This window comes from Streptomyces sp. DSM 15324, from assembly GCF_001514285.1.
Lineage (GTDB): Bacteria > Actinomycetota > Actinomycetes > Streptomycetales > Streptomycetaceae > Streptomyces.
In genome coordinates this window covers 256405-282867 of record NZ_KQ949024.1, presented here as the reverse complement: position 1 = coordinate 282867, position 26463 = coordinate 256405, and the positions used below count along the sequence as shown (strand labels likewise).

22 protein-coding genes are annotated in these 26463 nt (G+C 73.9%); 13 read left to right on the top strand and 9 right to left on the bottom strand.

Annotated features, from left to right (window positions below):
• Nucleotides 1-2: 2 nt before the first annotated feature.
• Both aceB and AQJ58_RS07485 read right to left on the bottom strand, forming a co-directional pair.
• Complete coding sequence (gene aceB, locus AQJ58_RS07490) at nt 3-1628, bottom strand: malate synthase A (protein WP_067246359.1); 1626 nt, start codon at nt 1626-1628, stop codon at nt 3-5.
• Nucleotides 1629-1691: 63 nt separating this feature from the next.
• A complete protein-coding gene (locus tag AQJ58_RS07485; RefSeq protein WP_067246356.1) occupies nt 1692-2339 on the bottom strand; it encodes a nucleotidyltransferase family protein in 648 nt (215 codons plus the stop codon).
• A 207-nt stretch (nt 2340-2546) separates the two neighbouring features.
• On the opposite strand from AQJ58_RS07485, the gene AQJ58_RS07480 reads away from it, so the two are divergent.
• Nucleotides 2547-2834: a DUF5955 family protein gene (locus AQJ58_RS07480; protein ID WP_067247688.1), complete on the top strand. Its 288-nt coding sequence runs from the start codon at nt 2547-2549 to the stop codon at nt 2832-2834.
• Nucleotides 2835-2873: 39 nt separating this feature from the next.
• Here the strand turns inward: AQJ58_RS07480 and AQJ58_RS07475 are convergent, their stop codons facing one another.
• On the bottom strand, nt 2874-3671 hold the full coding sequence (locus AQJ58_RS07475; protein WP_067246353.1) for an IclR family transcriptional regulator: 798 nt from the start codon (nt 3669-3671) through the stop codon (nt 2874-2876).
• Between the two features lie 250 nt (nt 3672-3921).
• Between AQJ58_RS07475 and allB the strand changes: the two genes are divergently transcribed.
• The 4 genes from allB (at nt 3922) to AQJ58_RS07455 (ending at nt 8475) form a co-directional block, all read left to right on the top strand.
• Nucleotides 3922-5262 carry an allantoinase AllB gene (allB, locus tag AQJ58_RS07470; RefSeq protein WP_067246350.1) on the top strand — a complete coding sequence of 447 codons (1341 nt, stop codon included), beginning with the start codon at nt 3922-3924 and terminating at the stop codon, nt 5260-5262.
• A 37-nt stretch (nt 5263-5299) separates the two neighbouring features.
• Complete coding sequence (alc, locus tag AQJ58_RS07465; RefSeq protein WP_067246347.1) at nt 5300-6424, top strand: allantoicase; 1125 nt, start codon at nt 5300-5302, stop codon at nt 6422-6424.
• Nucleotides 6425-6519: 95 nt separating this feature from the next.
• Complete coding sequence (locus AQJ58_RS07460; protein ID WP_199844543.1) at nt 6520-7338, top strand: AIM24 family protein; 819 nt, start codon at nt 6520-6522, stop codon at nt 7336-7338.
• Nucleotides 7339-7785: 447 nt separating this feature from the next.
• Nucleotides 7786-8475, top strand: coding sequence for an SDR family oxidoreductase (locus tag AQJ58_RS07455; protein ID WP_067246343.1), 690 nt, complete (start codon nt 7786-7788; stop codon nt 8473-8475).
• Here the strand turns inward: AQJ58_RS07455 and AQJ58_RS07450 are convergent.
• The 4 genes from AQJ58_RS07450 to lanKC form a co-directional block, all read right to left on the bottom strand.
• Nucleotides 8411-10339 carry an ATP-binding cassette domain-containing protein gene (locus AQJ58_RS07450; RefSeq protein ID WP_067246340.1) on the bottom strand — a complete coding sequence of 643 codons (1929 nt, stop codon included), beginning with the start codon at nt 10337-10339 and terminating at the stop codon, nt 8411-8413. The genes AQJ58_RS07455 and AQJ58_RS07450 overlap by 65 nt on opposite strands.
• A gap of 105 nt (nt 10340-10444) precedes the next feature.
• A complete protein-coding gene (locus AQJ58_RS07445) occupies nt 10445-12142 on the bottom strand; it encodes an ABC transporter ATP-binding protein (protein WP_234359985.1) in 1698 nt (565 codons plus the stop codon).
• A gap of 153 nt (nt 12143-12295) precedes the next feature.
• Nucleotides 12296-12421, bottom strand: coding sequence for a SapB/AmfS family lanthipeptide (locus AQJ58_RS42360; RefSeq protein WP_107121988.1), 126 nt, complete (start codon nt 12419-12421; stop codon nt 12296-12298).
• A gap of 101 nt (nt 12422-12522) precedes the next feature.
• On the bottom strand, nt 12523-15078 hold the full coding sequence (gene lanKC / locus AQJ58_RS07440; protein ID WP_234359984.1) for a class III lanthionine synthetase LanKC: 2556 nt from the start codon (nt 15076-15078) through the stop codon (nt 12523-12525).
• 585 nt (nt 15079-15663) lie between these two features.
• On the opposite strand from lanKC, the gene AQJ58_RS07435 reads away from it, so the two are divergent.
• A complete protein-coding gene (locus AQJ58_RS07435) occupies nt 15664-16485 on the top strand; it encodes an MHYT domain-containing protein (protein WP_067246338.1) in 822 nt (273 codons plus the stop codon).
• A 51-nt stretch (nt 16486-16536) separates the two neighbouring features.
• On the opposite strand, the gene AQJ58_RS07430 is transcribed toward AQJ58_RS07435, so the two are convergent.
• The gene (locus tag AQJ58_RS07430; protein ID WP_067246335.1) at nt 16537-16737 is read right to left on the bottom strand and encodes a hypothetical protein; all 201 of its coding nucleotides are present in this window, start codon (nt 16735-16737) and stop codon (nt 16537-16539) included.
• Between the two features lie 179 nt (nt 16738-16916).
• Between AQJ58_RS07430 and AQJ58_RS07425 the strand changes: the two genes are divergently transcribed.
• Both AQJ58_RS07425 and AQJ58_RS07420 read left to right on the top strand, forming a co-directional pair.
• Nucleotides 16917-18200 (top strand): sensor histidine kinase, encoded by a 1284-nt coding sequence (locus AQJ58_RS07425; protein WP_107121987.1) that lies wholly within the window; start codon nt 16917-16919, stop codon nt 18198-18200.
• Nucleotides 18201-18288: 88 nt separating this feature from the next.
• A complete protein-coding gene (locus AQJ58_RS07420) occupies nt 18289-18972 on the top strand; it encodes a response regulator (RefSeq protein WP_067247679.1) in 684 nt (227 codons plus the stop codon).
• An 81-nt stretch (nt 18973-19053) separates the two neighbouring features.
• Here AQJ58_RS07420 and AQJ58_RS07415 read toward each other — a convergent pair whose 3' ends face one another.
• Nucleotides 19054-20058 (bottom strand): Gfo/Idh/MocA family protein, encoded by a 1005-nt coding sequence (locus tag AQJ58_RS07415; protein WP_067246332.1) that lies wholly within the window; start codon nt 20056-20058, stop codon nt 19054-19056.
• A gap of 129 nt (nt 20059-20187) precedes the next feature.
• On the opposite strand from AQJ58_RS07415, the gene AQJ58_RS07410 reads away from it, so the two are divergent.
• From AQJ58_RS07410 to AQJ58_RS07390, 5 genes are all read left to right on the top strand, one after another.
• Entirely contained in the window at nt 20188-20925 is a 738-nt protein-coding gene (locus AQJ58_RS07410) for a GntR family transcriptional regulator (RefSeq protein WP_199844557.1), read from the top strand.
• Nucleotides 20926-21080: 155 nt separating this feature from the next.
• Nucleotides 21081-22229, top strand: a complete 1149-nt coding sequence (locus AQJ58_RS07405) for an ROK family glucokinase (protein ID WP_067246325.1) — start codon at nt 21081-21083, stop codon at nt 22227-22229.
• Nucleotides 22226-22420: a hypothetical protein gene (locus tag AQJ58_RS43255; protein WP_067246322.1), complete on the top strand. Its 195-nt coding sequence runs from the start codon at nt 22226-22228 to the stop codon at nt 22418-22420. Before AQJ58_RS07405 ends, AQJ58_RS43255 begins: the two co-directional genes overlap by 4 nt.
• On the top strand, nt 22417-23010 hold the full coding sequence (locus tag AQJ58_RS07395; RefSeq protein ID WP_067246319.1) for a sugar kinase: 594 nt from the start codon (nt 22417-22419) through the stop codon (nt 23008-23010). Before AQJ58_RS43255 ends, AQJ58_RS07395 begins: the two co-directional genes overlap by 4 nt.
• 89 nt (nt 23011-23099) lie before the next feature.
• Nucleotides 23100-25997, top strand: a complete 2898-nt coding sequence (locus AQJ58_RS07390; RefSeq protein WP_067246316.1) for a DEAD/DEAH box helicase — start codon at nt 23100-23102, stop codon at nt 25995-25997.
• Nucleotides 25998-26463: the final 466 nt, after the last annotated feature.

Here is a 26463-nt window from a genome sequence, read left to right as displayed (position 1 = left end):
CGTCAGCCCCTGAGCTGCCGGTACGCGGGCAGGGTGAGGAAGTCGACGTAGTCCTGGTCGAGGGCGACCTCCAGGAACAGGTCGTGCGCCTGCTGCCAGTGACCGGCGGCGAAGGCCTCCTCGCCCAGCTCGGCGCGGAGGCCGGCGAGCTCCTCGGCGGCGACCTTCCGGGCCAGCTCCGGGGTCGCCTTCTCGCCGTTCTCGAACTCCACGCCCGCGTTGATCCACTGCCAGACCTGCGAGCGGGAGATCTCGGCCGTGGCCGCGTCCTCCATGAGGTTGAAGATGGCGACGGCGCCCAGGCCGCGCAGCCAGGCCTCGATGTACCGGATGCCCACCTGCACGGCGTTGACCAGACCCGGGTAGCTCGGCCGGGCGTCCAGCGAGTCGACCGCGATCAGTTCGGCGGCCTCGACCCGGACGTCCTCACGGAGGCGGTCCTTCTGGTTCGGCCGGTCGCCGAGGACCTTGTCGAAGGACTCCATCGCGATCGGCACCAGGTCGGGGTGGGCGACCCAGGAGCCGTCGAAGCCGTCCCCGGCCTCCCGGTCCTTGTCGGCGCGGACCTTCTCGAAGGCCACCTTGTTGACCTCGGGGTCCCGGCGGGAGGGGATGAAGGCCGCCATGCCGCCGATGGCGTGCGCGCCGCGCTTGTGGCAGGTGCGCACGAGGAGTTCGGTGTACGCCCGCATGAACGGGGCGGTCATCGTGACCTGGTTGCGGTCCGGGAGGACGAACTTCGGCCCGCCGTCCCGGAAGTTCTTCACGATGGAGAACAGGTAGTCCCAGCGGCCCGCGTTCAACCCCGAGGCGTGGTCGCGGAGTTCGTAGAGGATCTCCTCCATCTCGTAGGCGGCGGTGATCGTCTCGATCAGGACGGTGGCGCGGATGGTGCCCTGCGGGATGCCGACGTACTCCTGCGCGAAGACGAACACCTCGTTCCACAGGCGGGCTTCCAGGTGCGACTCCGTCTTCGGGAGGTAGAAGTACGGGCCCTTGCCGAGGTCGAGCAGCCGCTGCGCGTTGTGGAAGAAGTACAGCCCGAAGTCGACGAGGGCGCCGGGGACCGGGGTGCCGTCCGCGTCGACCAGATGGCGCTCGTCGAGGTGCCAGCCGCGGGGGCGCATGACGACCGTCGCCAGCTCCTCGGCCGGCCGCAGGGCGTACGACTTGCCGCTCGCGGGGTCCGTGAACTCGATGGCACGGGTGTAGGCGTCGGCCATGTTGACCTGGCCCAGGATCACGTTCTCCCAGGTGGGCGCGGAGGCGTCCTCGAAGTCCGCGAGCCAGATCCGCGCCCCCGAGTTGAGGGCGTTGACGGTCATCTTGCGGTCGGTGGGGCCGGTGATCTCGACCCGGCGGTCCTCCAGGGCCGGCGGGCAGGGCGCCACGCGCCAGGAGTCGTCGGCGCGGATCGCTGCGGTCTCCGGCAGGAAGTCGAGCGTGGAGGTGCGGGCGATCTCGGCGCGGCGCTCCGCGCGGCTTGCGAGGAGTTCGTCGCGGCGCGGGGTGAACCGCCGGTGCAGCTCGGCCACGAAGGCGAGGGCGGCCCGGGTGAGGACCTCCTCCTGCCGCGGCAGGGGCTCGGCGTCAACGATGGCCAGCGGGGACGGCGCTGGTGCGGACATGGAGGTCACTTCCTTCAGCGAGCGTGGCACCGGGTGCCCTGGTAAAAGTGGATACTAGTTTCCTCATCGTGGAAGTTCAATGGTTTGTTGATCTCGGGGCGCCTCCGGATCGGGGCCCAGCCGGGCCAGATCCCCGGGGGTGTCGATGTCGTACGGCAGTCCTGTGTCACCGCACTCGACGAGGACCACCTCGGCCGCGTGCGCGGTCAGATACGCGCGCGCCCCCTGGTCGCCCCGCGCGCCCCGTGTCACGCCCGCCCAGTGCGCCGCCCCGAACAGCACGGGATGACCGCGTACGCCGTCGTAGGCCGCCGCGGCCAGCGACCCCTCTCCCTCGTACGCGGCGAGCACCCGGGCCGTCGCCTCCACCCCGATGCCGGGCTGGTCGACGAGGGACACCAGCGCCGCCCGCGCCCCCGTCCCCGCGAGCGAGTCCAGGCCGGCCCGCAGCGACGTGCCCATGCCCTCCTCCCACCGCAGGTTCTCCACCAGCACGCACCCCGCCAGCCGCGCCCGCTCCCGTACGGCCGCGGCGGCGGCCCCGAGGACCACGTGCACCCGCGTGCAGCCGGCCGCCCGCAGCACCTCCGCCGCGTGCTCCACCAGCGGCCGTCCCCGGTGCGACAGCAGTGCCTTCGGGCGCCCGCCGAGCCGCCGCCCGCCCCCCGCCGCCAGCACCAGCCCGGCGACCTCTTCCACGTCGTACGTCATGGCTCCTGCATACCGCACGCGGCCGGGGCGCGCGGATCACGCTGCGCAGCACATCGGTGACGCAGCGGACTGGCGCCCATGGCCCGAGGTGGCGTTAACTGGGCGCCCGCGGCGTCCGGGGCCCGATCGGCACCCGGCGCCGGACGTGCACACGTACAACGGGGTGCGAGGGGGAGGACAGCGTTGCGGAGCGTGGAGCAGAAGCCTGTGACGGGCAGCGACAAGGATCCGCGGGTGGGGGAGCTGCGCTCCGCCGTGTCCCGGCTGCGCCGGGAGCTCGCCGCGCACCCGGCGGACTTCCGGGACCGGGACATCGCGGAGGAGGAGCTCGCCGCCCTGGCCGCCATGGCCGCCGGCGGCACCCCCGAGATACCGCGCCTGCGCCGCTCCCTGCTGCTGATCGCCGGTGCCATCGGCTCGGTCAGCGCCCTCCGCCAGGGCCTCACCCAGGTCCGCAGGGCGGTCGACCTGTTCGCCGAGCCGCCGCGCGGCTGAGCGTCTCCCGGCGGGACGGACACCCGGGGAGCCGCAGTTCTAGACCGCCGGGCCAGGGTTCGTCAGGGCGTGCGAGAGGTCCGCGGCCACCTGCTGGAGCACCGGGACGATGTGCTGCGTCGCCGCGTCCGTGACGCGGCCCGCAGGGCCGGAGATGGAGACGGCCGCCGCGGTGGGGGAGTCGGGCACGGACACCGCGAGACAGCGGACGCCGATCTCCTGCTCGTTGTCGTCGACCGCGTAGCCCGCCCGGCGCACGTCCGCCAGGGCCGCGAGGAAGGCCTCCGGTGTGGTGATCGTCTTCTCGGTCGCGGCCGGCATGCCTGTCCGGGCGAGCAGCGCGCGCACCTCGGCGTCCGGGAACCCCGCGAGCAGGGCCTTGCCCACCCCCGTGGAGTGCGGCAGCACCCGCCGCCCCACCTCGGTGAACATCCGCATCGAGTGCTTCGACGGCACCTGGGCCACGTACACGATCTCGTCCCCGTCGAGCAGCGCCATGTTCGCCGTCTCCCCGGTCTCCTCGACCAGACGGGCCAGATAGGGGCGCGCCCAGGTGCCGAGCAGCCGCGACGCCGACTCGCCGAGCCGGATCAGCCGCGGGCCGAGCGCGTACCGGCGGTTGGGCTGCTGACGGACGTACCCGCAGGCGACGAGCGTGCGCATCAGCCGGTGGATGGTGGGCAGCGGCAGCCCGCTGCTCACCGACAGCTCGCTCAGCCCGACCTCGCCGCCCGCGTCCGCCATCCGCTCCAGCAGGTCGAAGGCGCGCTCGAGGGACTGGACCCCGCCGCCGGCGGACCGGGCGGAATCGGAGGTGCTGGCGCTCGACGTCGGCACGGCGCGTCCTTTCGACACTGGCGGGAGGAGCTGAAGCCTACCCGGCGGTCGGTTGACTCCCCGGTCGTGCATAGCTACGTTCTGATCGTTGGAATTCTCTTTCCGCTTCATGGAAACATCCGGAGTGGCGGCGGTGGGGGCACCCTGGAGGTGGGGCGCCCTTGACGCTCGCGAGGCGGCGGGGAAGACTCCTTCAACAGAACGTTGAATTCCGTTACGCGGAAGTAAACGGCGGCAGAGAGGGGTCCGGGTGTCCGACGCTGAACTGGTGCTGCGCTCGACGCGCGTCATCACCCCCGAAGGGACGCGCGCCGCCTCGGTCGCCGTCTCCGGCGGGACGATCACGGCCGTGCTGCCGTACGACGCCCCGCTCCCCGCGGGGGCCCGCCTGGAGGACCTCGGCGACGACGTCCTGCTGCCCGGCCTGGTCGACACCCATGTGCACGTCAACGACCCCGGCCGTACGCACTGGGAGGGCTTCTGGACCGCCACCCGCGCGGCGGCGGCCGGCGGCATCACCACCCTCGTCGACATGCCCCTCAACTCCCTGCCGCCCACCACGACCGTCGACCACCTGCGCGTCAAGCGGGAGGTCGCCGCCGACAAGGCGCACATCGACATCGGCTTCTGGGGCGGCGCCCTGCCCGACAACGTCAAGGACCTGCGCCCCCTGCACGACGCCGGTGTCTTCGGCTTCAAGGCGTTCCTGTCCCCGTCCGGCGTGGACGAGTTCCCCCACCTGGACCTGGACGCACTGACCCGCTCCCTGACCGAGATCGCCGGCTTCGGCGGCCTGCTCATCGTCCACGCCGAGGACCCGCACCACCTCGACGCCGCCCCGCAGCAGGGCGGCCCGCGCTACGCCGACTTCCTGGCCAGCCGCCCCCGCGCCGCCGAGGACACCGCCGTCGCCGCGCTGATCGACCGGGCGAAACGCCTCCACGCACGTGTGCACGTGCTGCACCTGTCCTCCAGCGACGCGCTGCCGCTGATCGCGGCCGCCAAGGCGGAGGGGGTCCGCATCACGGCCGAGACCTGCCCCCACTACCTCACCCTCACCGCCGAGGAGGTCCCGGACGGCGCCAGCGAGTTCAAGTGCTGCCCGCCCATCCGCGAGGCCGCCAACCAGGACCTGCTCTGGCAGGCCCTCGCCGACGGGACCGTCGACTGCGTGGTCACGGACCACTCCCCGTCGACGGCCGACCTGAAGACCGGCGACTTCGCGACGGCCTGGGGCGGCATCTCCGGCCTCCAGCTCAGCCTCGCGGCGGTCTGGACCGAAGCCCGCCGACGCGGGCACGGCCTGGAGGACGTCGTCCGCTGGATGTCGGCGAACACCGCGCGGCTCGTCGGCCTGGACGCCCGCAAGGGGGCCATCGAGGCGGGCCGTGACGCCGACTTCGCCGTCCTCGCCCCCGACGCGAGCTTCACCGTCGACCCGGCCGCCCTCCAGCACCGCAACCGTGTCACCGCGTACGCCGGCCGGACCCTGTACGGCGTCGTGCGCTCGACCTGGCTGCGGGGTGAACGCATCGTCGCCGACGGCGAGTTCACCGCGCCGAAGGGCACCCTGCTCACCCGCACCCCCTGAGCGCATCCGCACCGGCCGATCCCGAAAGGCACACCCCGTGGCAGCGATACCGACCTTCACCGGCGACGCGCACCCCTACGGCGGCGGCGACCCGTACGCGGACTACCGCACCGCCGACTTCCCCTTCACCCACCTCGCCGACCTCGCCGACCGGCAGCTCGGCGCCGCCGTCGTCGCCGCGAACGACGAGTTCTTCGCGGAGCGCGAGAACCTGCTGCTGCCCCACCGCGCCGAGTTCGACCCCGAGCGCTTCGGCCACAAGGGCAAGATCATGGACGGCTGGGAGACCCGGCGCCGGCGCGGGGTGTCCGCCGCCCACCCCTGGCCCGCGGCCGACGACCACGACTGGGCGCTGGTCCGCCTCGGCGCGCCCGGGGTGATCCGCGGGATCGTCGTCGACACCGCCCACTTCCGCGGCAACTACCCGCAGGCCGTCTCCGTCGAGGGCACGTCCCTCCCCGGCACCCCGTCCCCGCAGGACCTCCTCGGCGACGACGTGAAATGGACGCCCCTGGTCCCGCGCACCCCCGTCGGCGGCCACGCGGCGAACGGCTTCGCCGTCTCCGTCGAACAGCGCTTCACCCACCTGCGCGTCAACCAGCACCCCGACGGCGGCATCGCGCGCCTGCGGGTGTACGGCGAGGTCGTCCCGGACCCCGCGTGGCTCGCGCTGCTCGGCACCTTCGACGTCGTCGCCCTGGAGAACGGCGGCCGGGCCGAGGACGCCTCGAACCGCTTCTACTCACCCCCCTCGAACACCATCCGCCCCGGCCGCTCCCGCCAGATGGACGACGGCTGGGAGACCCGCCGACGGCGCGACCAGGGCAACGACTGGATCCGCTACCGGCTGGTCGCCCAGTCCGTGATCCGCGCCGTGGAGATCGACACGGCGTATCTGAAGGGCAACAGCGCCGGCTGGGCGTCGGTCTCCGTGCGCGACGGTGCCGACGGCGACGACGGCGACTGGACCGAGATCCTCCCCCGCACCCGACTCCAGCCCGACACGAACCACCGCTTCCCCCTCCCCGCCCCCACCGTCGCCACCCACGCGCGCGTGGACATCTACCCCGACGGGGGCATCTCCCGCCTCCGCCTCCACGGCACCCTCACGCAGAAGGGCGCCAGCCGCCTGGAGGCCCGCCACCGCGAACTGAACGGCTGACGTCCCGCGCAGCCGCGACCGCCCGGACGCCGCGCCGACCTCACCTCGTACCTGCGGAGCGGAACTCTTCCCTCCGCCTCCCACGTTCTCTCTCCGTGACCCTTCAGCAAGACATCGTCGGCAACGCCATGCAGATGGCGGTCGTCAACCTCGCTCCCGGCCAGACCGTCTACTGCGAAGCCGGAAAGTTCCTGTTCAAGACCACGAACGTGACCATGGAGACCCGCCTGGGCGGCCCCTCCGGGAGCGGCGCGCCGCCGCAGAACGGCGGCAGCGGCGGCGGCATGGGCGGCATGCTCCGCCAGGCCATGGGCACCGCCATGCAGGTCGGCCAGCGCGCCCTCGCGGGGGAGTCCCTGGCGTTCCAGTACTTCACCGCCCAGGGCGGCGAGGGCACGGTCGGTTTCGCGGGCGTCCTCCCGGGCGAGATGCGCGCCCTGGAGCTGAACGGCACGCGCGCGTGGTTCGCCGAGAAGGACGCCTTCGTCGCCGCGGAGTCCACCGTCGAGTTCGGCATCGCCTTCCAGGGCGGCCGCACCGGCACGAAGGGCGGCGAGGGCTTCGTCCTGGAGAAGTTCACCGGACACGGCACGGTGATCATCGCCGGCGCGGGCAACTTCATCGACCTGAACCCGGCCGATTTCGGCGGCCGCATCGAGGTCGACACCGGCTGTGTGGTCGCCTTCGAGGAGGGAATCCAGTACGGCGTCCAGCGCGTCGGCGGCCTCAACCGCCAGGGCCTCATGAACGCGGTCTTCGGCGGCGAGGGCCTCTCCCTGGCCACCCTGGAGGGCAACGGCCGCGTCATCCTGCAGTCCCTCACCATCGAGAGCCTCGCCAACGCCCTGAAGAAGGCCCAGGGCGGCGACAAGCAGGGTCCGACGGGCGGGCTCTTCTCGACGAACGCGGGCTGAGCGCGGGACGCACGCGAGCCGAGTGCGGACGCCGCGCCCCGCCCCGGGACGGCTCCGCGCACGGCGGCGGCCGTTAATTCGCGGAAAACTCATGGGACGGGACGGGAGATTCCGCAGCGTTGTCATTGACATGTCAGCGTCTACGCGCGTCATCATGAAGCCAAGGGATTCCCCCCACGCATCACCCGCCACGCTCGACCTGATCGACCACGACTGCCGAGTCCCCCCACGGACCGGCCCGAGGAACGGCGCGAGGAACAGCCGAGCAGCCGAGCAGCCGGGCAGCCGGGTCCCGACCCGACGCTGATCCCGTCCCCCTTCGCCCCGCGGCCCCCCACGCACCACGGCCGCGGGGCGAGGCATGTCCGCCCGCACCGTGCCCCCGCTCTGCCCGAACTCGCCCTCCCCGTAGGGGAAAAGAACGCCATATTGGGTAAGTATCAGGTTATGGGAGTGTTTCTGATCACAGGTGCCGGTTCCGGCATCGGAGCGGCCCTGGCCGCCCATGTCGCCGAGCGCGGCCACGAGTTGTGGCTGCTGGCCCGGGACGAGACGAGGGCCGGGACGCTGCGGGCGCGGTTTCCCCGCAGCCGGACCGTGGTGGCGGACCTGGCCGAGCCGGGTGCGCTGCCCACCCGGCTGGAGAAGCAAGAGCTGCCGCCCCGGCTGGACGGGCTGCTGCACGTGGCCGGTGTGGCCGAGTCGGGGCGGGTCGGTGAGGTCGGCGCGGAGGTCTGGGAGCGCACGCTCGCCGTCAACCTCGTCGCTCCGGCGGAGCTCACCCGGCTGCTGCTGCCCGCGCTGCGGGCGGCCCGCGGGCAGGTCGTCTTCATGAACTCGGGAGCGGGCGTGCACGCGCCCCCGCGCCTCGGCGCCTACGCGGCGTCCAAGTTCGGCCTGAAGGCGCTGGCCGAGACCCTGAGAGCGGAGGAGCACGAGCACGGCGTCCGGGTCACCACCGTCTACCCGGGCGAGACCGACACCCCGATGCAGGTCCGGCTGCACCAGCAGTTCGGACTGCCCTACCAACCGCAGGCCCATATGCGCCCGGCGTCCGTGGCCGCCGCCGTCGTCACGGCGCTCGGTCTGCCGAAGGACGCGACGATGAGCGATCTGATGCTGCGTCCGGGCTGCTGAGCCGGTTCCCGCCCGTGCCGGGCCCGTCGTCGCCGGGTCCGGCCGTACCGGTGTTCCAGATGCCCACCAGATCGGCGTAGAAAGGGACTTGGGCCAGCAGCGCGTCATGCGTGCCGACCCAGGCCCGCCGCCCGTCCAGCAGGAGCACCTTGTCCGCGCGGCGGGCGAGGGCCAGCCGGTGCGCGAGGGTGACGACCGTGCCGGGCCGCCGCCGGAACGCCTCCTCCACCCGCCGCTCCGCCCCGGCGTCCAGGTGCCGTGTCGCCTCGTCGAGCACCACCAGCGCGGCGGGCGAGAGATGGACCCGCGCCAGCGCGACGAGCTGCCGCTCGCCCGAGGACAGCCCGGCCGGGTCCAGCCGGCCGTCGAGCCCGCCCAGCCGCCGCACGACCCGGTCCAGGCCGAGTTCCTCCACGGTGCGGGCGACGGCCTCCTCCGGGGCGCCGGGGGCCAGTTGGCAGAGGTTCTCGCGCAACGTCCCCGCGAAGACATAGGGGTTCTGCGGGAGCAGCGCCCGGGCCCTGCTCAGGTCGGCCCGGGCGACCCGGTCGAGCGGCACGCCCCCGAGGACGACCCGCCCCCGGTCGGGCGGGAGGATCCCGGTGAGGAGGTCGGCCGTGGTGGACTTCCCCACGCCGGAGGGCCCGACCACGGCCAGGTGGTCGCCGTGCGCGAGGGACAGGTCGAGGCCGTCGACCACCGGATCGGCGTCCGGGCCGTAGGCGAAGGTGACGTCCGACAGCACGACCGATCCGTCGGCGGGCCGCAGCGCGGGGTCGGGGTCCTCGGGGGGTGCGGGATGGCGCGCCGCCCCCGCGAGCCGCTCCGCCGCCACCGACAGCCGCAGCCAGGAGGCGCCGACGCCCTGCACCAGCAGCCGGACGGCGGGTTCGAGCGTGGACAGGACATAGCTGAGCACGCCCACCACATCGCCCGGGGTCGTACCGCGCTCCACCAGGCCCGGCGCGGCGAGCACCACCAGCAGCAGCGGGCTGTGCGCCCCCAGCGCCACGATCACCCGGCGCACCGCCGCCACGGTCGCGAGCTTCCGGGAGGCGCGCAACTGGGCCCGCACCGCGTCCAGCACCTCCTGCTCCGCCCGGTCGTGGGTGCCGGTCGCGACGATGTCGCGCAGCGCCCCGACCGTGGCGACGGTCTCCCGTGCGAGCGCCTCCTCGGACTGGAACGCCGCGTGCTGGCGCCGGACGGTCGCCGGGGCCAGGACGGCGAACACGCCCAGCGCCAGCACCAGCGGCACGGCCACGAGCGGTACGGCGGCCGGGGCGATGAAGGCGGTGCCCACCACCACGGCCCCGACCGTCAGCACGAACTGCCAGACCAGCATGAGCTGTCCGGCGAGCGCGTCACGGACCGCCTCCACCTGCCGGGTCAGCTGCGCCACCGCGACGGCGTCGGCGCCGTCCCGCCGGGCGCCGCGCCCCACCGCGCGGCGCAGCGTGCCGGTGACGACCTCGCCGAGCAGCCGGTCCCGCAGCGGCTCGACGATCTCGGCCAGCCAGGGGTAGGTCTGCCGGCTCGCCCAGGCCCCGCCCACCGTGCACAGGGCGAACACCGCCAGGCCCAGGGCCGCCGTGCGGGGGCGGTGGGCGAGGAAGCCCTCGTCGACGGCGAGGGCGAGCGCCTTGCCGGAGACGAGGGCGGGCGTCGCCGAGACCAGCGTCCACCAGGCCAGCCGGAGCGCCGCGGCCCGGCTGTGGGCGAGGGTGGTGCGCACCAGGTGCAGCGCGGCGGCGCCGGCGGTGGGCGTCGCCGGGACCGTCGTACGAGAGCCCGGGTCCCCGTCGGGGCCCGGGCGCGGGTGAGGGTGCGGGCGGGGGGCGCCGCCGGCGGTGCCGTGGATCATGCGTCGCTGTCCTTTCGTCCGTGGTCCGGTCGGGCCCGGTCCGCTGCGGTCCGGACGGGTCCGGTCCGGTCGGTCGGGTCCGGTCGGCGGCCGGCCGTACGGGCCTCAGTCGCCGGAGTCCCCCGGCCCGTCGGAGTCCCCCGTGCCGGTGAAGATGCGGCGGTAGGCCGGTGTCCGCCACAGCACGTGGTGGGGGGCGAGGGCCCGGATACGTCCTGCGTCCAGCCAGGCCACCGCGTCCGCCCGGGCCGCCGTGGACGTCCGGTGGGTCACGATCAGCCGGGTGCGGTCCCCGTGGGAGGCGTCCACGGCGTGCAGCACCGCGGCCTCGGTGGCGGTGTCGAGGCTGGATGTGGCGTCGTCGAGGACGAGCAGCCGGCAGTCGCGGGCCAGGGCGCGCGCGAGCCCCACCCGCTGCCGTTGTCCCCCGGACAGGGGCGCGTCGGCGAGAGGGGTGTCGTAACCGGCGGGCAGCCGGCGCACGAAGGTGTCCGCCTGCGCCGCGCGCGCGGCCCGGCGGGCGTCGGCGGCACCGACCGGCTCCGCCGCGGCCGTCAGGGCGTCGAGGACGGTGACCCCGGTCAGCGCGGGGTCGCCGAAGGCGTACGAGACGGCGGCCCGCAGGTCCGCGGGACGGATCTCGTCCAGCGGTACGCCGTCCAGCAGCACCAGGCCCCCGTCCGGGACCAGCAGTCCGCCGGCGACCGCGGCCAGCAGCGAGCGGCCCGACCCCGAACTCCCCACCAGCGCGGTGCAGGTGCCCGCCGGGAGGACCAGCTCCAGCCGGTCCAGGACCGCCCGCCCGGACCGCCGTACCGTGACCTCGCGGATCTCCACCCGTCCCGGACCCGGCGGCAGGGCGCGCAGCCCCACCGGCCCCCGGGGGGTGTCGAGCACCTCGGACACCCGGGCCTGTCCCGCCCGGGCGCGGGCGAGGTCCAGCAGGCTCTGTGCCGTGCCGAACCCGCCGAGACCCAGGGCGGTGTAGCCGAGCGCGGCGATCAACTCGCCCGTGCTGAGCGCCCCGGTGGACAGTTCGTGCCCGGCGACGGCGAGGACGGTGATCTGGGTCGCGGGCGCGAGCAGACCGGTGGACCAGGCGACCCGGCGCTGGCTGTCCCACAACGCCCGGCCGTGCCGCGAGAGTTCGGCCACCGGTCGCAGCACGCGCTCGATCTCCTGCTCGACGGTTCCGGCGGCGGCGATGGTGCGGCTGCCCGCGAGGGCGTCCAGCAGCCGGGCGGCCACGGCGGCCTGCGCGCTCTGATAGCCCGTACCGCGCCGCACGGTGCGCCGCAGCTGCCGGCGCAGCAGCAGCCAGCCGGCCGGAGCGGTCACCAGGAAGGCGGCGGCCAGTTCGGGGGCGAGCAGTCCGAGGGCCACCACGGCACCGGTCGCCATGGCGAGCTGGGCGACCGCGTAGACGATCGCCTGACCGGCGAGCCCGGCCTCCGCGGTGCCGGCGGTGAGCCGGGCCACCAGGTCGCCGGTCGCCGTCTGCCGTGCGGGGTGGGGACCGCCGGCCATGACGTGCCGCACCAGGGCGGTGCGCAGCCGGGCCGTCGTCTCGGCGGTGGCGCGCGGTCCCGCGTACTGCGCGACGGCCTCCGCCACCGTCAGGAGTCCGACGACCGAGGCCAGCGGGACGACCCCCGCGCCGCCGCCACCGGCGAGGGCCCGGTCCACGGCCCGTGACACGGCGGCGGGCAGGAGCAGCGCGGCCAGCGAGCCGGCCGCCACGGACAGCGCGAGCGCGGTGGGCCACCACAGTCGGAGTACGGTGGTGGTGAGGCCGTGCCGCATACAAGGCTCCTGCGGGAGAGGGACGGACGGTCCGAACGGGTGGCACATGAGCGCCGGCCCGGGCTCTAGCTCAGCCCGGGCCGGCTCTGTTCATCCGGCCGTCCGGTCACCCGGCCGTCCGGTGGTGGGGCGCACCGGCCCCGGGGGTGCCGACTACAGGCACAGCAGGGTGCTGACGGTGCTGTTGGTGCAGTTCACCGCGGAGAGGGAGCTGATCACCGACATGTACTCGGTGGTCTCTTCGGTGGTCTCCAGGGCCTGCAGGCTGAGGATGGACATGGTGTACTCCTGTCACTTCGGGTGGTGCTTCTGCTTCCCGGCGGTCGCCGGAAACTCTGGGCTGCGAACGGTGGTTCGCAGAGGGGGACACCGCAGGGGTGTCAGGCCGCCCGCTGCCAGAAGGGCAGCGCCGGGGTGTCGGCGAGGGCCGATCCGAGGGCGAGCAGGATGCCGGCGGAGCCGGTGGCCAGGTCCATCGACAGCCGCAGGAGCTGCTCGCCGGGGAAGGCCACATGTCCCTGATAGGGGATCAGATGCCACACCAGGCGTCGGATGTGACGCTGGATCACCCGGTCGTGGACCCCGCTGTCGTCCTGGAGCAGGCACAGCAGCCAGATCAGTCCGGCCCGCCCGTTGAACAGTCCGGGCTGGACGATGAACTCGGGCTCGGCCGCGCCGCGGATGCGTTCCAGGCTCTGCCGCAGGGCCGGATCCGGGCGGTGGCGCAGTTGGTCGTGGAGGACGGCGGCGATACCCGCGCTGCCCGATTCCAGGTACGGCAGCACCCTGCTGCCGTCGTCGACCTGGAGGGTGCCGTCCTCGCCGAGGACACAGCGGTCCAGGTCGCGGCCGAGCGCCAGCTCCGCGAGGTCGAGCAGGTCACGGTCGCCGGTGGTGTCGTACAGGCGCAGGAAGAGCAGGGCGGCTCCGGTGCTGCCGTGCATCAGCCCGCTGCGCGCGGCGGTCGGTGGTCCGCCCTCGCCGGAGGGTGCCCGCAGGCGGTCGGCGAGGCGTGCGGCGGTGTCGGCCGCGGCGGCGTGCAGGGAGGCGTCCCCGGTGGTGCCGGCGAAGTGCAGCAGGGTGAGTCCGATGCCGGGCAGTCCGCCGGCGAGATCGCTGCCCTGGCCGTCCGGCGGGTCCTTCAGCAGCCGGTCGAGGAGGTTGTGCGCCTGCCGGGCGTGGCCGAGGCGGTCGAGCGCCAGGGCGACACCGTGCGAGCCGGTGTAGAGACCGGGGCGGCAGGGTTCGCGGGCGACGGCGTCCAGGAGCCACTGGACGTGGTCGCCGGCGACGGGAGCGCCGGTGCAGTGCAGGGCCCACAGCACGCCCGAGGCGCCGTACGCGAGCCCGAGACCGTCGTGGGTGAACTGGTTCGGGTCGCCCGGGAAGAGCCGGTCGGTGCGTTCCGGGGTGGCGCTGGCCGTGATGGCCGCCGCCATCGAGTCGCGCAGGGCGGGCCATGAGGTGCGGTCGCCGCTGAAGAGGGCGGTGAGCGCCTCGCGCTCCGGTGGCCCGCAGGGGGAAGGGGGTGGCCCGGAGGGCGGTGGGGCCGGGGCGGGGGCGGGCAGTCCGAAGCGGTCCGCCGCGGCGGCGGCCAGCTGCGCCCGTTTGCCCGTGTCCAGCGACGTCAGCTGCATCAGCGGCATGAAGATCCACAGCCGCAGGGCGTCGAGGGCGTGGCGGTCGATCGCGAACCCGTGCAGGTCGGCGGGGGCGGCGAAGCCGGCGGCGCCGAGTCCGGGTCTGACGAACGCGTCGACGGGGGAGGCGAGTTCGAAGTCGATGAAGCAGACCCGTCCGTCGGGACGGACGATCAGGTTGCGCGGATGGAGGTCCCCGAAGACGACCCCGCGGTCGTGGATGGCGCGCAGGCCTTCCTCGATGCCCTCCAGGACCTGGAGCGCCTCCGCTCTGTAGCGGTCGACGTCCGTCTGGTCGGGATCGGGGTGGACCAGGGGATAGCGTCGCCCGAACCACCGGTTCAGCGGCTCGCCCTCCACGTACTCCTGGACCAGGAAGTGGTGTTCCCAGGCGGTGAAGTAGTCGAGGGCGGCGGGTACGGCGGACACCCCGTCCAGCCGGTGGAGGATGTCCCGTTCCCTGCCGAGCCGGAGCACGGCGTCGTCCCCGCGCTGGTCGAGCCCGGCGTGCGGGCGGGCCTCCTTGAGGACCACCTCCTCGCCCCCGCCGGCGGGCCGGGCGATGTAGATGCCCCCGCCGTTGGAGAAGTGCAGGGCCCGTTCCACCGAGTAGCCGAACTCGGCCGTGCTCGCTCTCGCCCGGTCGGCCAGCGCCTCGGCCAGGACACCCGGCACGGGAGCCCAGTCGGGCACCTCGAACACGGCGCGCCGCACGTCCGGCCGCAGCCGGCCCGAGGGTTCGCGCAGCGCCAGGACCAGCTCGCCGGTCTCCGAGCGGCAGAACTGCTCGGTGAACCCGCCGTAGCGCAGGTACAGGGGTCCCTCGCGCCAGCGCAGATCGCTCAGGATGTACGGTCCCCGCTGTCCCGCGAGGGCCGCGTCGAGGTCGTGAAGACATCGCTCCAGCGCCGGTTCGTCGACCGGGTACAGCGTCATGAACTTCCCGCTCGAACCCCGGGAGGCGTACTTCGCGTTCTGGGTCTGCACCAGCGCCGGGCTGCGCAGGAACTTGAACGCCACGCGGTTCTCGAAGCAGTAGGCGGAGACCACGGACAGGATGTGCTCCGCGTTGTCCATGCATGCCGAGACATGGATCTTCCAGCCCTGGTCGGGGAGTTCGGCGTCCGCGAGCTGCCGCCCCACCCACACGTCCCGTGCGTGGCCGGCCCAGCCGGCCGGTAACGGCTCCCCGACGGCGTCGAACTCCTCCACCGTCGCCCAGCGGACAGGTGAGTCGTAGAACACCGGATCGGCATACGAAAACGCCTCGTAGCGCATGTCCATAAGGCCCCCCATCGCAGTGATTCGACATTCCCGGACGGATGCAGTGGCAACGCCGGACCGTTTCACCTCCCGAGGGCGGTGATACTGTGGCCGGTTTGCGTCCACGAAGTGAAGGTAACGTAAGGCCGGCTCGCGCAGGCAGGGCGCATACAGCGCTCTCGTCGAGCGCGCGAGGCCCACCCGCCCCCGGAAAAGCGCGACCAATTGCACCCGCATATCAGTTCGACCTTGTGGCGCGTGAATAAAACCAGATATCCGGGTTTCCAGAAATGTGGTCGGGTGAGCGAAGGTGGGTGCGTGCCTCGTGGGTGCGCGTCCGCCGGTGCCTCACCCGGTCGCCCACCCTCGGCCCGTCCATCCGTCCTGAATGGGCGATTTGGGCATCGTTTCGGGTGACAGAAGCCGAAGTATCGATTCGGCGAACAGATGCGCAATGTGGAGGACGTGTGTGCTTTGTGTGGTTGAATCATGCACAACTCGGCCAGGTGGCTTGATCTGATCGACCGGATCCCCCGTGTCCTGCATCCCCTATCAGGACTGCCGTGCGCCCGGGTCAGGGCCGCCGGCCGAGCCGAAACGCACGTGAAGGGATCCTCGATGACCGCGACCGTCTCCAACTTCTACTACGGCGCGGTGACCCCGGTCTCCGCGTATCTGATGGCCTGTCTGGGCGCGGCGCTCGGGCTGCGGTGCACCACGAGGTCGCTGCGCCGCCCGGACCGCCGGGCCGCCTGGCTGGCGCTGGGCGCCGTCGCCATCGGCTGCGGCATCTGGACCATGCACTTCATCGCCATGATCGGCTTCAGCGTCCAGGGTGCCCTGGTCGGCTACGACACGACGAAGACGCTCCTCAGCCTCGTCGTCGCGATCGTCGTCGTCGCCCTCGGCGTGTTCCTCGTCGGCTACCGGGGCGGCTCCCCGCTGAACCTGGCGACGGCGGGCACGGTCACCGGCCTCGGCGTCGCCGCCATGCACTACCTCGGCATGGGCGCCATCCACACCAACGGCACCCTGCACTACGACGCCGTGACGGTGGGACTGTCCGTGGCGATCGCCATCGGCGCCGCCACCGCGGCCCTCTGGGCGGCGGTCTCCATCCACAAGCTCTGGTCCAGCCTGGGCGCGGCCCTGGTCATGGGCGTGGCCGTGACGGGCATGCACTACACCGGCATGGCCGCGGTCTCCGTCCACCTCACTGGCACGTCCGCCGTCGCCCAGTCCTCCACCAGCCTCCTGTCCTTCCTCCTCGTCATGCTCGCCGGCCCCCTCGCGGTCCTGCTGATCGCCGCGGTCATCGTCATGTTCGACCCCGACATGATGCTCGGCGACGACGACTTCCACCCCGCGACGCCCGCGGCCCCGTACCAGGCAGCCGGCGACCACTCCGCGCAGCCGTCGCGGCAGTACGGCTCCTGGTAGGCGCGCGGCTGACCGGCCCGCGCGGCCGGTCGGTCCCGCCCCTGCGGCCGGTCAGTCCCGCCCCCGGCTCTCCGCGGCCGCGAACAGCGTGACCGCCAGCACCACCAGCGCCCCGCTCACGTACACCTCGTACCCGTCCAGGAAGCCGACCCGCTGCACGAGTCCCACCCGCCAGTGGGTGAACTCGTGCACCAGGCCCAGGACCCCCTGCACCAGGGCGAGAAAACCGAGTACCTCCAGGAACTCCTTCATGGCGACGAGCCTCACCGCGCGGGGCCGTCGTGCGCATCGGCCGTGGGGCGGGGCGGCCGGGGCGGAAGGCGCGCGGCGGCCGGGCGGCGCGGGCCGAAAGTAGACGAGGGCGCGACCTTCGTCCAAGTCCGCGCCGAGAGGGAGGTATCGGCCCTCCTCGCTGCGTAGATTGGTCGGCCATGAGGGGACAGGACGGCGCGGCACGGACACCCGACGCGCTCCACACCGCGCCGCGGCTCGTACGCCGCCCCTGGCTGCTGCCCTCCGCGCTGGTCGCCGAGCTCGACCCGGACGCCGAGCGGTCCGGACGGCCGCCCCGGCGCACCGCGCGCGACTGGGTCGTGGACTTCACCTGCTTCCTGCTGGCGGTCGTCGTCGGCGTGCTCGCCGCTCAGAGCCTCGGCAGCGAGGAGGACATGCCGCGCGCCCTGCTCGTCACCGACCAGCTCCTCGGTGTGCTGTCCTGCGCCGCGCTCTGGATCCGCCGCCGCCGGCCGCTCGGCCTCGCCGTGGCGATGGTCCCCGTCGGCTTCCTCTCCAACACCGCGGGCGGCGCCTGCATGGTCGCCCTGTTCACCCTCGCGGTGCACCGCCCCTTCCGGTACGTGGCCTTCGTCGGCGGCGCCGACCTCGCACTGGTCCCGCTGTTCTTCTGGCTGCGCCCCGACCCCGACCTGCCCTACCCGGGGGCCGTGGTGTTCACCGGCATCCTCACCGGCGCGGTCATCGGCTGGGGCATGTTCGTCCGGTCCAAACGACAGCTCATGCTGAGCCTGCGCGACCGGGCCCGGCGCGCCGAGACGGAGGCACGGCTGCGGGCCGAGCAGGCGCAGCGGCTGGCGCGTGAGGCCATCGCCCGCGAGATGCACGACGTGCTCGCCCACCGGCTGACCCTGCTGAGCGTCCACGCCGGCGCGCTGGAGTTCCGCCCGGACGCGCCCCGCGAGGAGATCGCGCGGGCCGCCGGCGTCATCCGGGAGAGCGCCCACGAGGCCCTCCAGGACCTGCGCGAGATCATCGGCGTCCTGCGGGCCGGGGAGTCCGACGACGGCGGACGCCCCCAACCCACGCTGGCCGCCCTGGACGCCCTCGTCGCCGAGTCCCGCGAGGCCGGTCTGAAGGTCACCCTCGACCAGCGCGTCACCGAGCCCGCCGCCGTACCCGCCTCCGTCGGCCGCACCGCCTACCGCATCGCCCAGGAGTGCCTCACCAACGCCCGCAAGCACGCGCCGGGCGCGGAGACCGAGGTCACCGTCGAGGGCGGCCCGGGCGAAGGCCTCACCGTCCTCGTACGCAACGCCGCTCCCGACGGCGACGTCCCGCCCGTCCCCGGATCCGGCCAGGGCCTGATCGGGCTGACCGAACGCGCGACCCTGGCCGGCGGACGGCTGGCGCACGGGCCCCGCGACGACGGCGGCTTCGAGGTGCGCGGCTGGCTGCCGTGGCCGCAGGCGGTCCGGTGACGGCCCCCGCGACCGCACGCGCCGGCCGGGCGAACCCCGCGACCGCACGCGTCGTCGTCCCCCTCGCGAACCGTGGTTGTGTAAGGCCATGACTGCGATCCGACTGCTCCTCGTCGACGACGATCCCCTGGTGCGCGCCGGTCTGCGCCTCATGCTGGGCGGCGCCGACGACATCGAGATCGTCGGCGAGGCCGCCGACGGCGGACAGGCCGAGACGCTGGTCGACCGTGTCCGCCCCGACGTCGTCCTGATGGACATCCGCATGCCCGCCGTGGACGGCCTGACCGCCACGGAACGGCTGCGCCGCCGCCCGGACGCCCCGCAGGTCGTGGTCCTCACCACCTTCCACGCCGACGAGCAGGTGCTGCGCGCCCTGCGCGCGGGAGCCGCCGGTTTCGTCCTCAAGGACACCCCGCCCGCCGAGATCCTGGACGCGGTGCGCCGGGTCGCGGGCGGCGATCCGGTGCTCTCGCCGACCGTCACCCGCCAGCTCATGGATCACGCGGCCGGCTCCACCGCCGACACCCGGCGCACCCGCGCGCGGGAGCGGCTCACCGCCCTCGCCGAGCGCGAGCGGGAGGTCGCCGTGGCGGTCGGCCGGGGTCTGTCCAACGCCGAGATCGCCGCGGCGCTCTTCATGAGCGTGGCCACCGTCAAGGCCCACGTCTCCCGCATCCTGGCCCGGCTCGGCCTCAACAACCGCGTGCAGATCGCCCTCCTGGCGTACGACGCGGGCCTCCTGGACGGCGAGGACGGACACCAGGTGCAGTGAGCACGGGCGTTCCTGTCGTCGGGATCAGGCTCCGTGGTCCGGATCAGGCTCCGTGGTCCGGGTCAGGCTCCGTGGTCCGGGTCAGGCTCCCGGGATCTCCGCCAGGGACACCGCTCGGCGCTCCCGGCGCGAGACGTCACAGGCCTCCGCGATCCGGAACGCCTGCAACGCCTCCCGCCCGTCGCACGGGTTGGCCCGCCCGCCGCGCAGCACCTCCACGAAGGCGATGAGCTCCGCCTCGTACGCGGGCGCGAAGCGCTCCAGGAAACCGCCCCAGGGCTTGTCCGCGGCCGGGGGACCGGTGGGTTCGGTGGAGGCGATCGGCGTACGGTCGTCCAGACCGACCACGATCTGGTCGCGCTCCCCGGCGAGCTCCATCCGGACGTCGTAGCCGGCGCCGTTCAGCCGGGTCGCCGTGGCGGTGGCGAGCGTGCCGTCGTCGAGGGTGAGCAGTGCCGCGGCAGTGTCGACGTCTCCCGCCGCCCGGAACATCGCGGGACCGGCGTCGGACCCGGTGGCGTACACCTCGCGCACCTCGCGCCCGGTCACCCAGCGCAGACAGTCGAAGTCGTGGATCAGGGCGTCCCGGTAGATCCCGCCGGACAGCGGCAGCCACTCCGCGGGCGGCGGCGCCTGGTCCGAGGTCAGCGCCCGCACGGTGTGCAGCCGCCCGAGCCGACCGGACCGCACGGCCTCCCGGGCGCCCGCGTAGCCCGTGTCGAAGCGGCGCTGGAACCCCATCTGGAGGACCGTTCCCGCGGCCTCGACCTCGCCGATCGCCTGTAAGGTCCCGGCCAGGTCCAGCGCGATGGGCTTCTCGCAGAAGACCGGGAGCCCGGAGCGTGCCGCCCGGCCGATCAGTTCGGCGTGCGCCGAGGTGGCCGTCGTGATCACGACCGCGTCCACGCCCCAGCGGAAGATCTCGTCCACCCCGGGGGCGGCCGTCTCGCCCAGCCGCAGCGCGAGCTCCTGCGCCCGCGCGGGGTCCGCGTCCGTCAGGATCAGGGATCCGACCTCGCGGTGACGGCTGAGTGTGTTCGCATGAATCGTGCCGATGCGGCCCGTCCCGATGACCCCGATGCGCATGAAAACAAAGTGACCTCGCAGGCCACACGATGTCAATCCGTATGTCCGGACAACCGAACTACACAACTTCCCGTCATCAGCGCCCGGGGCTACGCTCGGCGGGTGCCGAAACCAGAAGTGGACCCGACCGTGCAGCTCGAACTCCGAGTGGACCGAAGCTCTCCGGTGCCGTTGTACTTCCAGCTGTCCCAGCAGCTGGAGGCCGCGATCGAGCACGGATCGCTCACCCCCGGCAGTCTCCTGGGCAACGAGATCGAGCTCGCCGCGCGCCTCGGCCTGTCCCGCCCGACCGTGCGCCAGGCCATCCAGTCGCTCGTCGACAAGGGCCTGCTGGTGCGCCGCCGCGGCGTCGGCACCCAGGTCGTGCACAGCCAGGTCAAGCGCCCCCTGGAACTCAGCAGCCTCTACGACGACCTGGAGGCGGCCGGCCAGCGCCCCGCCACGTCCGTCCTGGTCAACACCGTCGTGCCCGCCTCCGCCGAGGTGGCCGCCGCGCTCGCGGTCGGCGAGGGCAGCGAGGTGCACCGGGTGGAACGGCTACGGCTCGCGCACGGCGAGCCGATGGCGTACCTCTGCAACCACATCCCCGGCGGCCTGCTCGACCTGGACACCGGCCAGCTGGAGGCCACCGGCCTCTACCGCCTGATGCGGGCCGCCGGGATCACCCTGCACAGCGCCCGCCAGTCCATCGGCGCCCGCGCCGCCACCCCCGCCGAGGCCGAACGCCTCGCCGAGGAGCCCGGCGCCCCCCTCCTCACCATGCAGCGCACCACGTTCGACGACACGGGCCGCGCGGTCGAGTTCGGCGACCACATCTACCGCCCGAGCCGCTACTCCTTCGAGTTCCAGCTGCTCGTACGCTCCTGAGTCCGCTCGTCCCGGCGGCACCGGGCCGCACGGTCGAGCCGCAGGGGCGGACAACGGCGCGACCGGCCACGACGTACCCGCACCCCGCGACGCACACCAGCCCCCTTTCCGCCCGGCTCGGCACTCTCCCGGAGGGTGAGGCAGAATCGGCGACGATGAGCACCTACGGCAACTTCAGCGCCCCCATCGGCTCCAGGCGTGCCCCCGCACTGCGGACAGTGGGCACCAGGGAGCGCCGCTCGCACCTGACGGCGCCCCGCGTGCCCACGGTGGGCATCGACATCGGCGGCACCAAGGTGATGGCGGGCGTCGTCGACGCCGACGGCAACATCCTGGAGAAGGTCCGCACCGAGACCCCGGACAAGTCGAAGAGCCCCAAGGTCGTCGAGGACACCATCGTCGAACTGGTCCTCGACCTCTCCGACCGGCACGACGTGCACGCCGTCGGCATCGGCGCGGCCGGCTGGGTCGACGCCGACCGCAACCGCGTCCTGTTCGCCCCCCACCTGTCCTGGCGCAACGAGCCGCTGCGCGACCGCCTCTCCGGCCGCCTCTCGGTCCCCGTCCTCGTCGACAACGACGCCAACACCGCCGCCTGGGCGGAGTGGCGCTTCGGCGCGGGCCGCGGCGAGGACCACCTCGTCATGATCACGCTGGGCACCGGCATCGGCGGCGCGATCCTGGAGGACGGCCAGGTCAAGCGGGGCAAGTACGGCGTCGCGGGGGAGTTCGGGCATATGCAGGTCGTGCCCGGCGGCCACCGCTGCCCGTGCGGCAACCGCGGCTGCTGGGAGCAGTACAGCTCCGGGAACGCCCTGGTCAGGGAGGCCAAGGAGCTGGCCGCCGCCGACTCCCCGGTGGCGTACGGGATCATCGAGCACGTCAAGGGGCAGATCGGCGACATCAGCGGCCCCATGATCACGGAGCTGGCCCGCGAGGGCGACGCGATGTGCATCGAGCTGCTCCAGGACATCGGCCAGTGGCTCGGCGTCGGCATCGCCAACCTGGCCGCCGCGCTCGACCCCTCCTGCTTCGTGATCGGCGGCGGTGTGTCGGCCGCCGACGAGCTGCTCATCGGCCCCGCGCGCGACGCCTTCAAGCGCCAGCTCACCGGGCGCGGCTACCGCCCCGAGGCCCGGATCGTCCGCGCCCAGCTCGGCCCCGAGGCCGGCATGGTCGGCGCCGCGGACCTCGCGCGCCTGGTCGCCCGCCGCTTCCGGCGCGCCAAGCGGCGCCGCGTCGAGCGCTACGAGCGCTTCGAACGGTTCACGGACGCCGCCCGCCGCACCCGGGACACGGCATGACCGAGGCACCACCCTGTACGACCCCCGCGGCCGGACCCGGCCGCGGGGCCCGCACCACCCGTACCGCCGGCACCACCCGTACCGCCGGCACCACCCGTACCGCCCGCGCCACCGGTACTGCCGGCACCACCGGCACCGCCCGTAGTGGTCGCGCCACCGGCACCACCCGCACCACCAGGGACACCGCATGACCGCCTCGCTGCCGCGCCAGGCGGCGCCTCCCGACGAGCCGCCCCGGCCGCCGGAGGACCGCCGCCATGTGATCCGGCGCCGGGCGCTCACCCTGCTGATCATCGTGCTGCTCATCGGCGTCCCGGCCGGGTACCTGGTGATCTCCGCCAACCAGAGCCGGGACAGCGGCAAGGACAAGGAGGCGAAGTACTCGGCGACCGGCCTGACCGCCGGCTGGCCCTCCAAGGTCCAGCGCCGCCTCTACCAGGTGCCGGTCCCGCACCCGTCCAACCAGGTCGCCTACTACGAGACGAACAACTGGAAGACCAGCCGGCTCTATGTGCAGTTCCAGACCACGCACGCCGGTCTCGACCAGTTCCTCCGCCAGATCGGCGCCGACCGGACCGCCCTCGAGCGGGGCGCCATCACCATCAGCGCCCGCGACCAGGGCATCACGGGCTGGCGGTTCAAGGGACCGGGCGCCCGCACGGGCCAGTTCTACGGCATGGTCGTCCAGAAGAAGAACCCCACGCCCACCCTGGACGTCGTCGTGAACTACGGCAACCCCGTCTACCCCTTCGTGTACGTCGTCTCGCGCACGGTCCCTTAGGCCCCGGGGCCGGTCGCCGGGACCGATTGTCAGACCCCGCCCGTAGAGTCGAAGACGAGTGATCCGGGACGCGGGCGGGAGGTGGACACATGGGTAGGGGCGACAGGTCTCCGGCGGACCGGGCGGGCGTCCCGGTGCGCCTCGCCGCGGTCTTCCTGCCCGCCCCGCTGCCGCGCGAGGGCCGCGTGGTCTTCTGGGACCCCACGCCACCCACGGACGGCCCGGACGGCCCGGGCGGCGGGGCAGGGGGCGAGACGGCCGGGTCGGCCGAGGGGGCCGGGACGGCCGAGGTGGCCGAGAGGACCGAGCTGACCGTCGTCCGCCCGCACGGCTCCACCGTCCGCCGCACACAGGTCCCCGCCCTGACCCTGCCCCTGGACCGGGCGCTCCCGCTGCTGGTGCACGCCCGCCGCGACCCCGCCGCCCACCCCGCCACCGCCTGCTGGGGCGCGGCCGCGCTGCACGCGCTGCGGCTCACCGCCCGGGGCCGGCTGCTCCCCGGTCTGACCCCCGGCGGCCATGACGCCTGGCGGGCCGGCCCGCTCGACCCGGAGGACGTCGCGCATCTGCGCGCGATCGCCGCCGCCCTGCCCCACGAGGGACACGCCGTCCCCCTGCCCGGCCCCGGACCGCTCCGGCTGCCGCAGCCGGAAGCGCTGCTGCGCGCCTTCCTGGACGCCGTCGCCGACACCCTGCCCCGCACCCCGGCCGCGCCGGCCGCCGCCGGGAGAGCCTTCGCCGACCGCCGCCCCCAGCGGCTGCCCGGAGCGCACGACTGGGCGGCCGAGGTCGCCGCCGGCATGGACGCGGGCGTGCGCGTCTCGCTCCGCCTCGACCTGTCCGCGTACGACATGTTCGACACGTCGGAGGACGGCCGCCGGGGGCGCGCCGCCGGCGCCGCGATCGTCCAGGTGCACAGCCTCGCCGACCCCACCCTGGTGACCGACGCGGCGGCCCTGTGGGCGGGCGAGGCGGACCCGTCCTTCGGACCCCGCGCGCGCGTGGACGCGGCCCTCGCCGTGCGGCGCGCGGCGCGGGTGTGGCCGCCGCTGGCCCGGCTCGCCGAACAGGACACGCCGGACGTACTGGCCCTGTCCGAGGACGAGTTGAGCGATCTGCTCGGCGTGGCGGCGACCCGGCTCGCGGCGGCCGGGGTGGCCGTGCACTGGCCACGCGACCTGGCGCAGGACCTCAGCGCCACCGCGGTGGTCCGGCCCGCGCCGGGCTCGGCGACCGACGGCACCGGCTTCTTCGACAGCGAGGAACTGCTCCAGTTCCGCTGGCAGCTGGCGCTCGGCGGCGACCCGCTCAGCGAGGCCGAGATGGACGCGCTGGCCGAGGCGCACCGCCCGGTGGTGCGGCTGCGCGACCAGTGGGTACTGGTCGACCCGGCGCTGGTCCGCAAGGCCCGCCGACGCGAACTGGGCCTGCTGGACCCGGTGGACGCCCTGTCCGCCGCCCTCACCGGCACCGCCGAGGTCGACGGCGAGAGCGTCGAGGCGGTCCCGGTGGGCGCCCTAGCGGCCCTGCGCGACCGCCTCACCGCCGGGGTGCACCCGGCGGACCCGCCCCCCGGACTGCACGCCACCCTCCGCGACTACCAGCTCCGCGGCCTGGCCTGGCTGGACCTCATGACCTCCCTCGGCCTCGGCGGCTGCCTCGCCGACGACATGGGCCTCGGCAAGACGATCACCCTGATCGCCCTGCACCTCAAGCGGGACCGCGCCGAGCCCACCCTCGTGGTCTGTCCCGCCTCCCTCCTGGGCAACTGGCAGCGCGAGATCACCCGCTTCGCCCCGGGCGTTCCCGTCCGCCGCTTCCACGGCCAGGGCCGCTCCCTCGCCGGCCTGACGGGCGGTTTCGTCCTCACCACGTACGGCACCATGCGCTCCACCGCCGCCACACTGGCCGCCCAGCCGTGGGGCATGGTCGTCGCGGACGAGGCCCAGCACGTGAAGAACCCCTACTCGGCGACGGCGAAGGCCCTGCGCACGATCCCGTCCCCCGCGCGCGTCGCCCTCACCGGCACCCCCGTCGAGAACAACCTCTCCGAGCTGTGGGCCCTGCTGGACTGGACGACGCCCGGCCTGCTCGGACCCCTGAAGTCCTTCCGCGCCCGGCACGCGCGCGCCGTGGAGAACGGCGAGGACGCGCAGGCGGTGGAGCGCCTGGCCCGCCTGGTCCGCCCGTTCCTCCTGCGCCGCAAGAAGTCCGACCCCGGGATCGTCCCCGAGCTGCCGCCCAAGACCGAGACCGACCGCCCGGTGCCGCTCACCCGTGAACAGGCCTCCCTGTACGAGGCGGTGGTGCGCGAGTCGTTGCTCGCCATCGAGACCGCGCAGGGGATCGCGCGCCGGGGCCTGGTGCTCAAGCTGCTGGGCGCGCTCAAGCAGATCTGCGACCACCCCGCGCTGTACCTGAAGGAGGAGACCGCCTCCGTCGGTGAACGGCTCGCCGCCCGCTCCGGCAAGCTCGCCCTCCTCGACGAGCTGCTGGACACGGTCCTCGCCGAGGACGGCTCGGTGCTGGTCTTCACGCAGTACGTGGGCATGGCCCGGCTGATCACCGCCCACCTCGCCGACCGGGCGATCCCGGTGGAGCTGCTCCACGGCGGCACACCGGTCCCGGAGCGCGAGCACATGGTGGACCGCTTCCAGGCCGGCGCCACCCCCGTCCTCGTCCTCTCCCTCAAGGCCGCGGGCACCGGCCTGAACCTCACGCGCGCGGGCCATGTCGTGCACTTCGACCGCTGGTGGAACCCCGCGGTGGAGGAACAGGCCACCGACCGCGCGTACCGCATCGGCCAGACGCAGCCGGTCCAGGTCCACCGCCTCATCACCGAGGGCACGGTCGAGGACCGTATCGCCGAGATGCTCGCCTCCAAGCGCGCCCTGGCCGACGCCGTCCTCGGCTCCGGCGAGGCCGCCCTCACCGAACTGACCCACAGCGAACTGACCGACCTGGTGCGACTGCGGAGGGAGGCGTGATGAGTGAGCGGGAGGAGCACGGGGAGCCGGCGGCGGCGTCCGGAGCGGACGACACGGCGGCCGAACGCCCGGCCGACGCCGCACGGCGCGCCCTGCGGGCGGCGCGGGAACGGGACCGGGGCTCCGATCCCTCCGTGGGCGGTCGTGTCCTCGGCGGTGGCCCTGCCGTGGAGGCCGATTCCGTCGCGGGCGGTCCCCAGTCGGGCGGCGGTCGTGTCTCGGCTGCGGACTCCGTCGTGGGCGGCTCTGGCCCGGGCGCCGGTCTTGCCCCGGGCGCCGACTCCTCCGTAGGCACTCGTGCCCCCGGCGGCAATCCCGTCCCGGTCACCGACCCCCTCGTGGGTGGTCCCGCCTCGGGCGGTGGCCCTGCCTCGGCTACGGACTCCTCCGTAGGCGGCACTGCCCCGGGTGGTGGTGCTGCCCCGGGTGGTGGTGCTGCCCCGGGTGGTGGTGCTGCCCCGGGTGG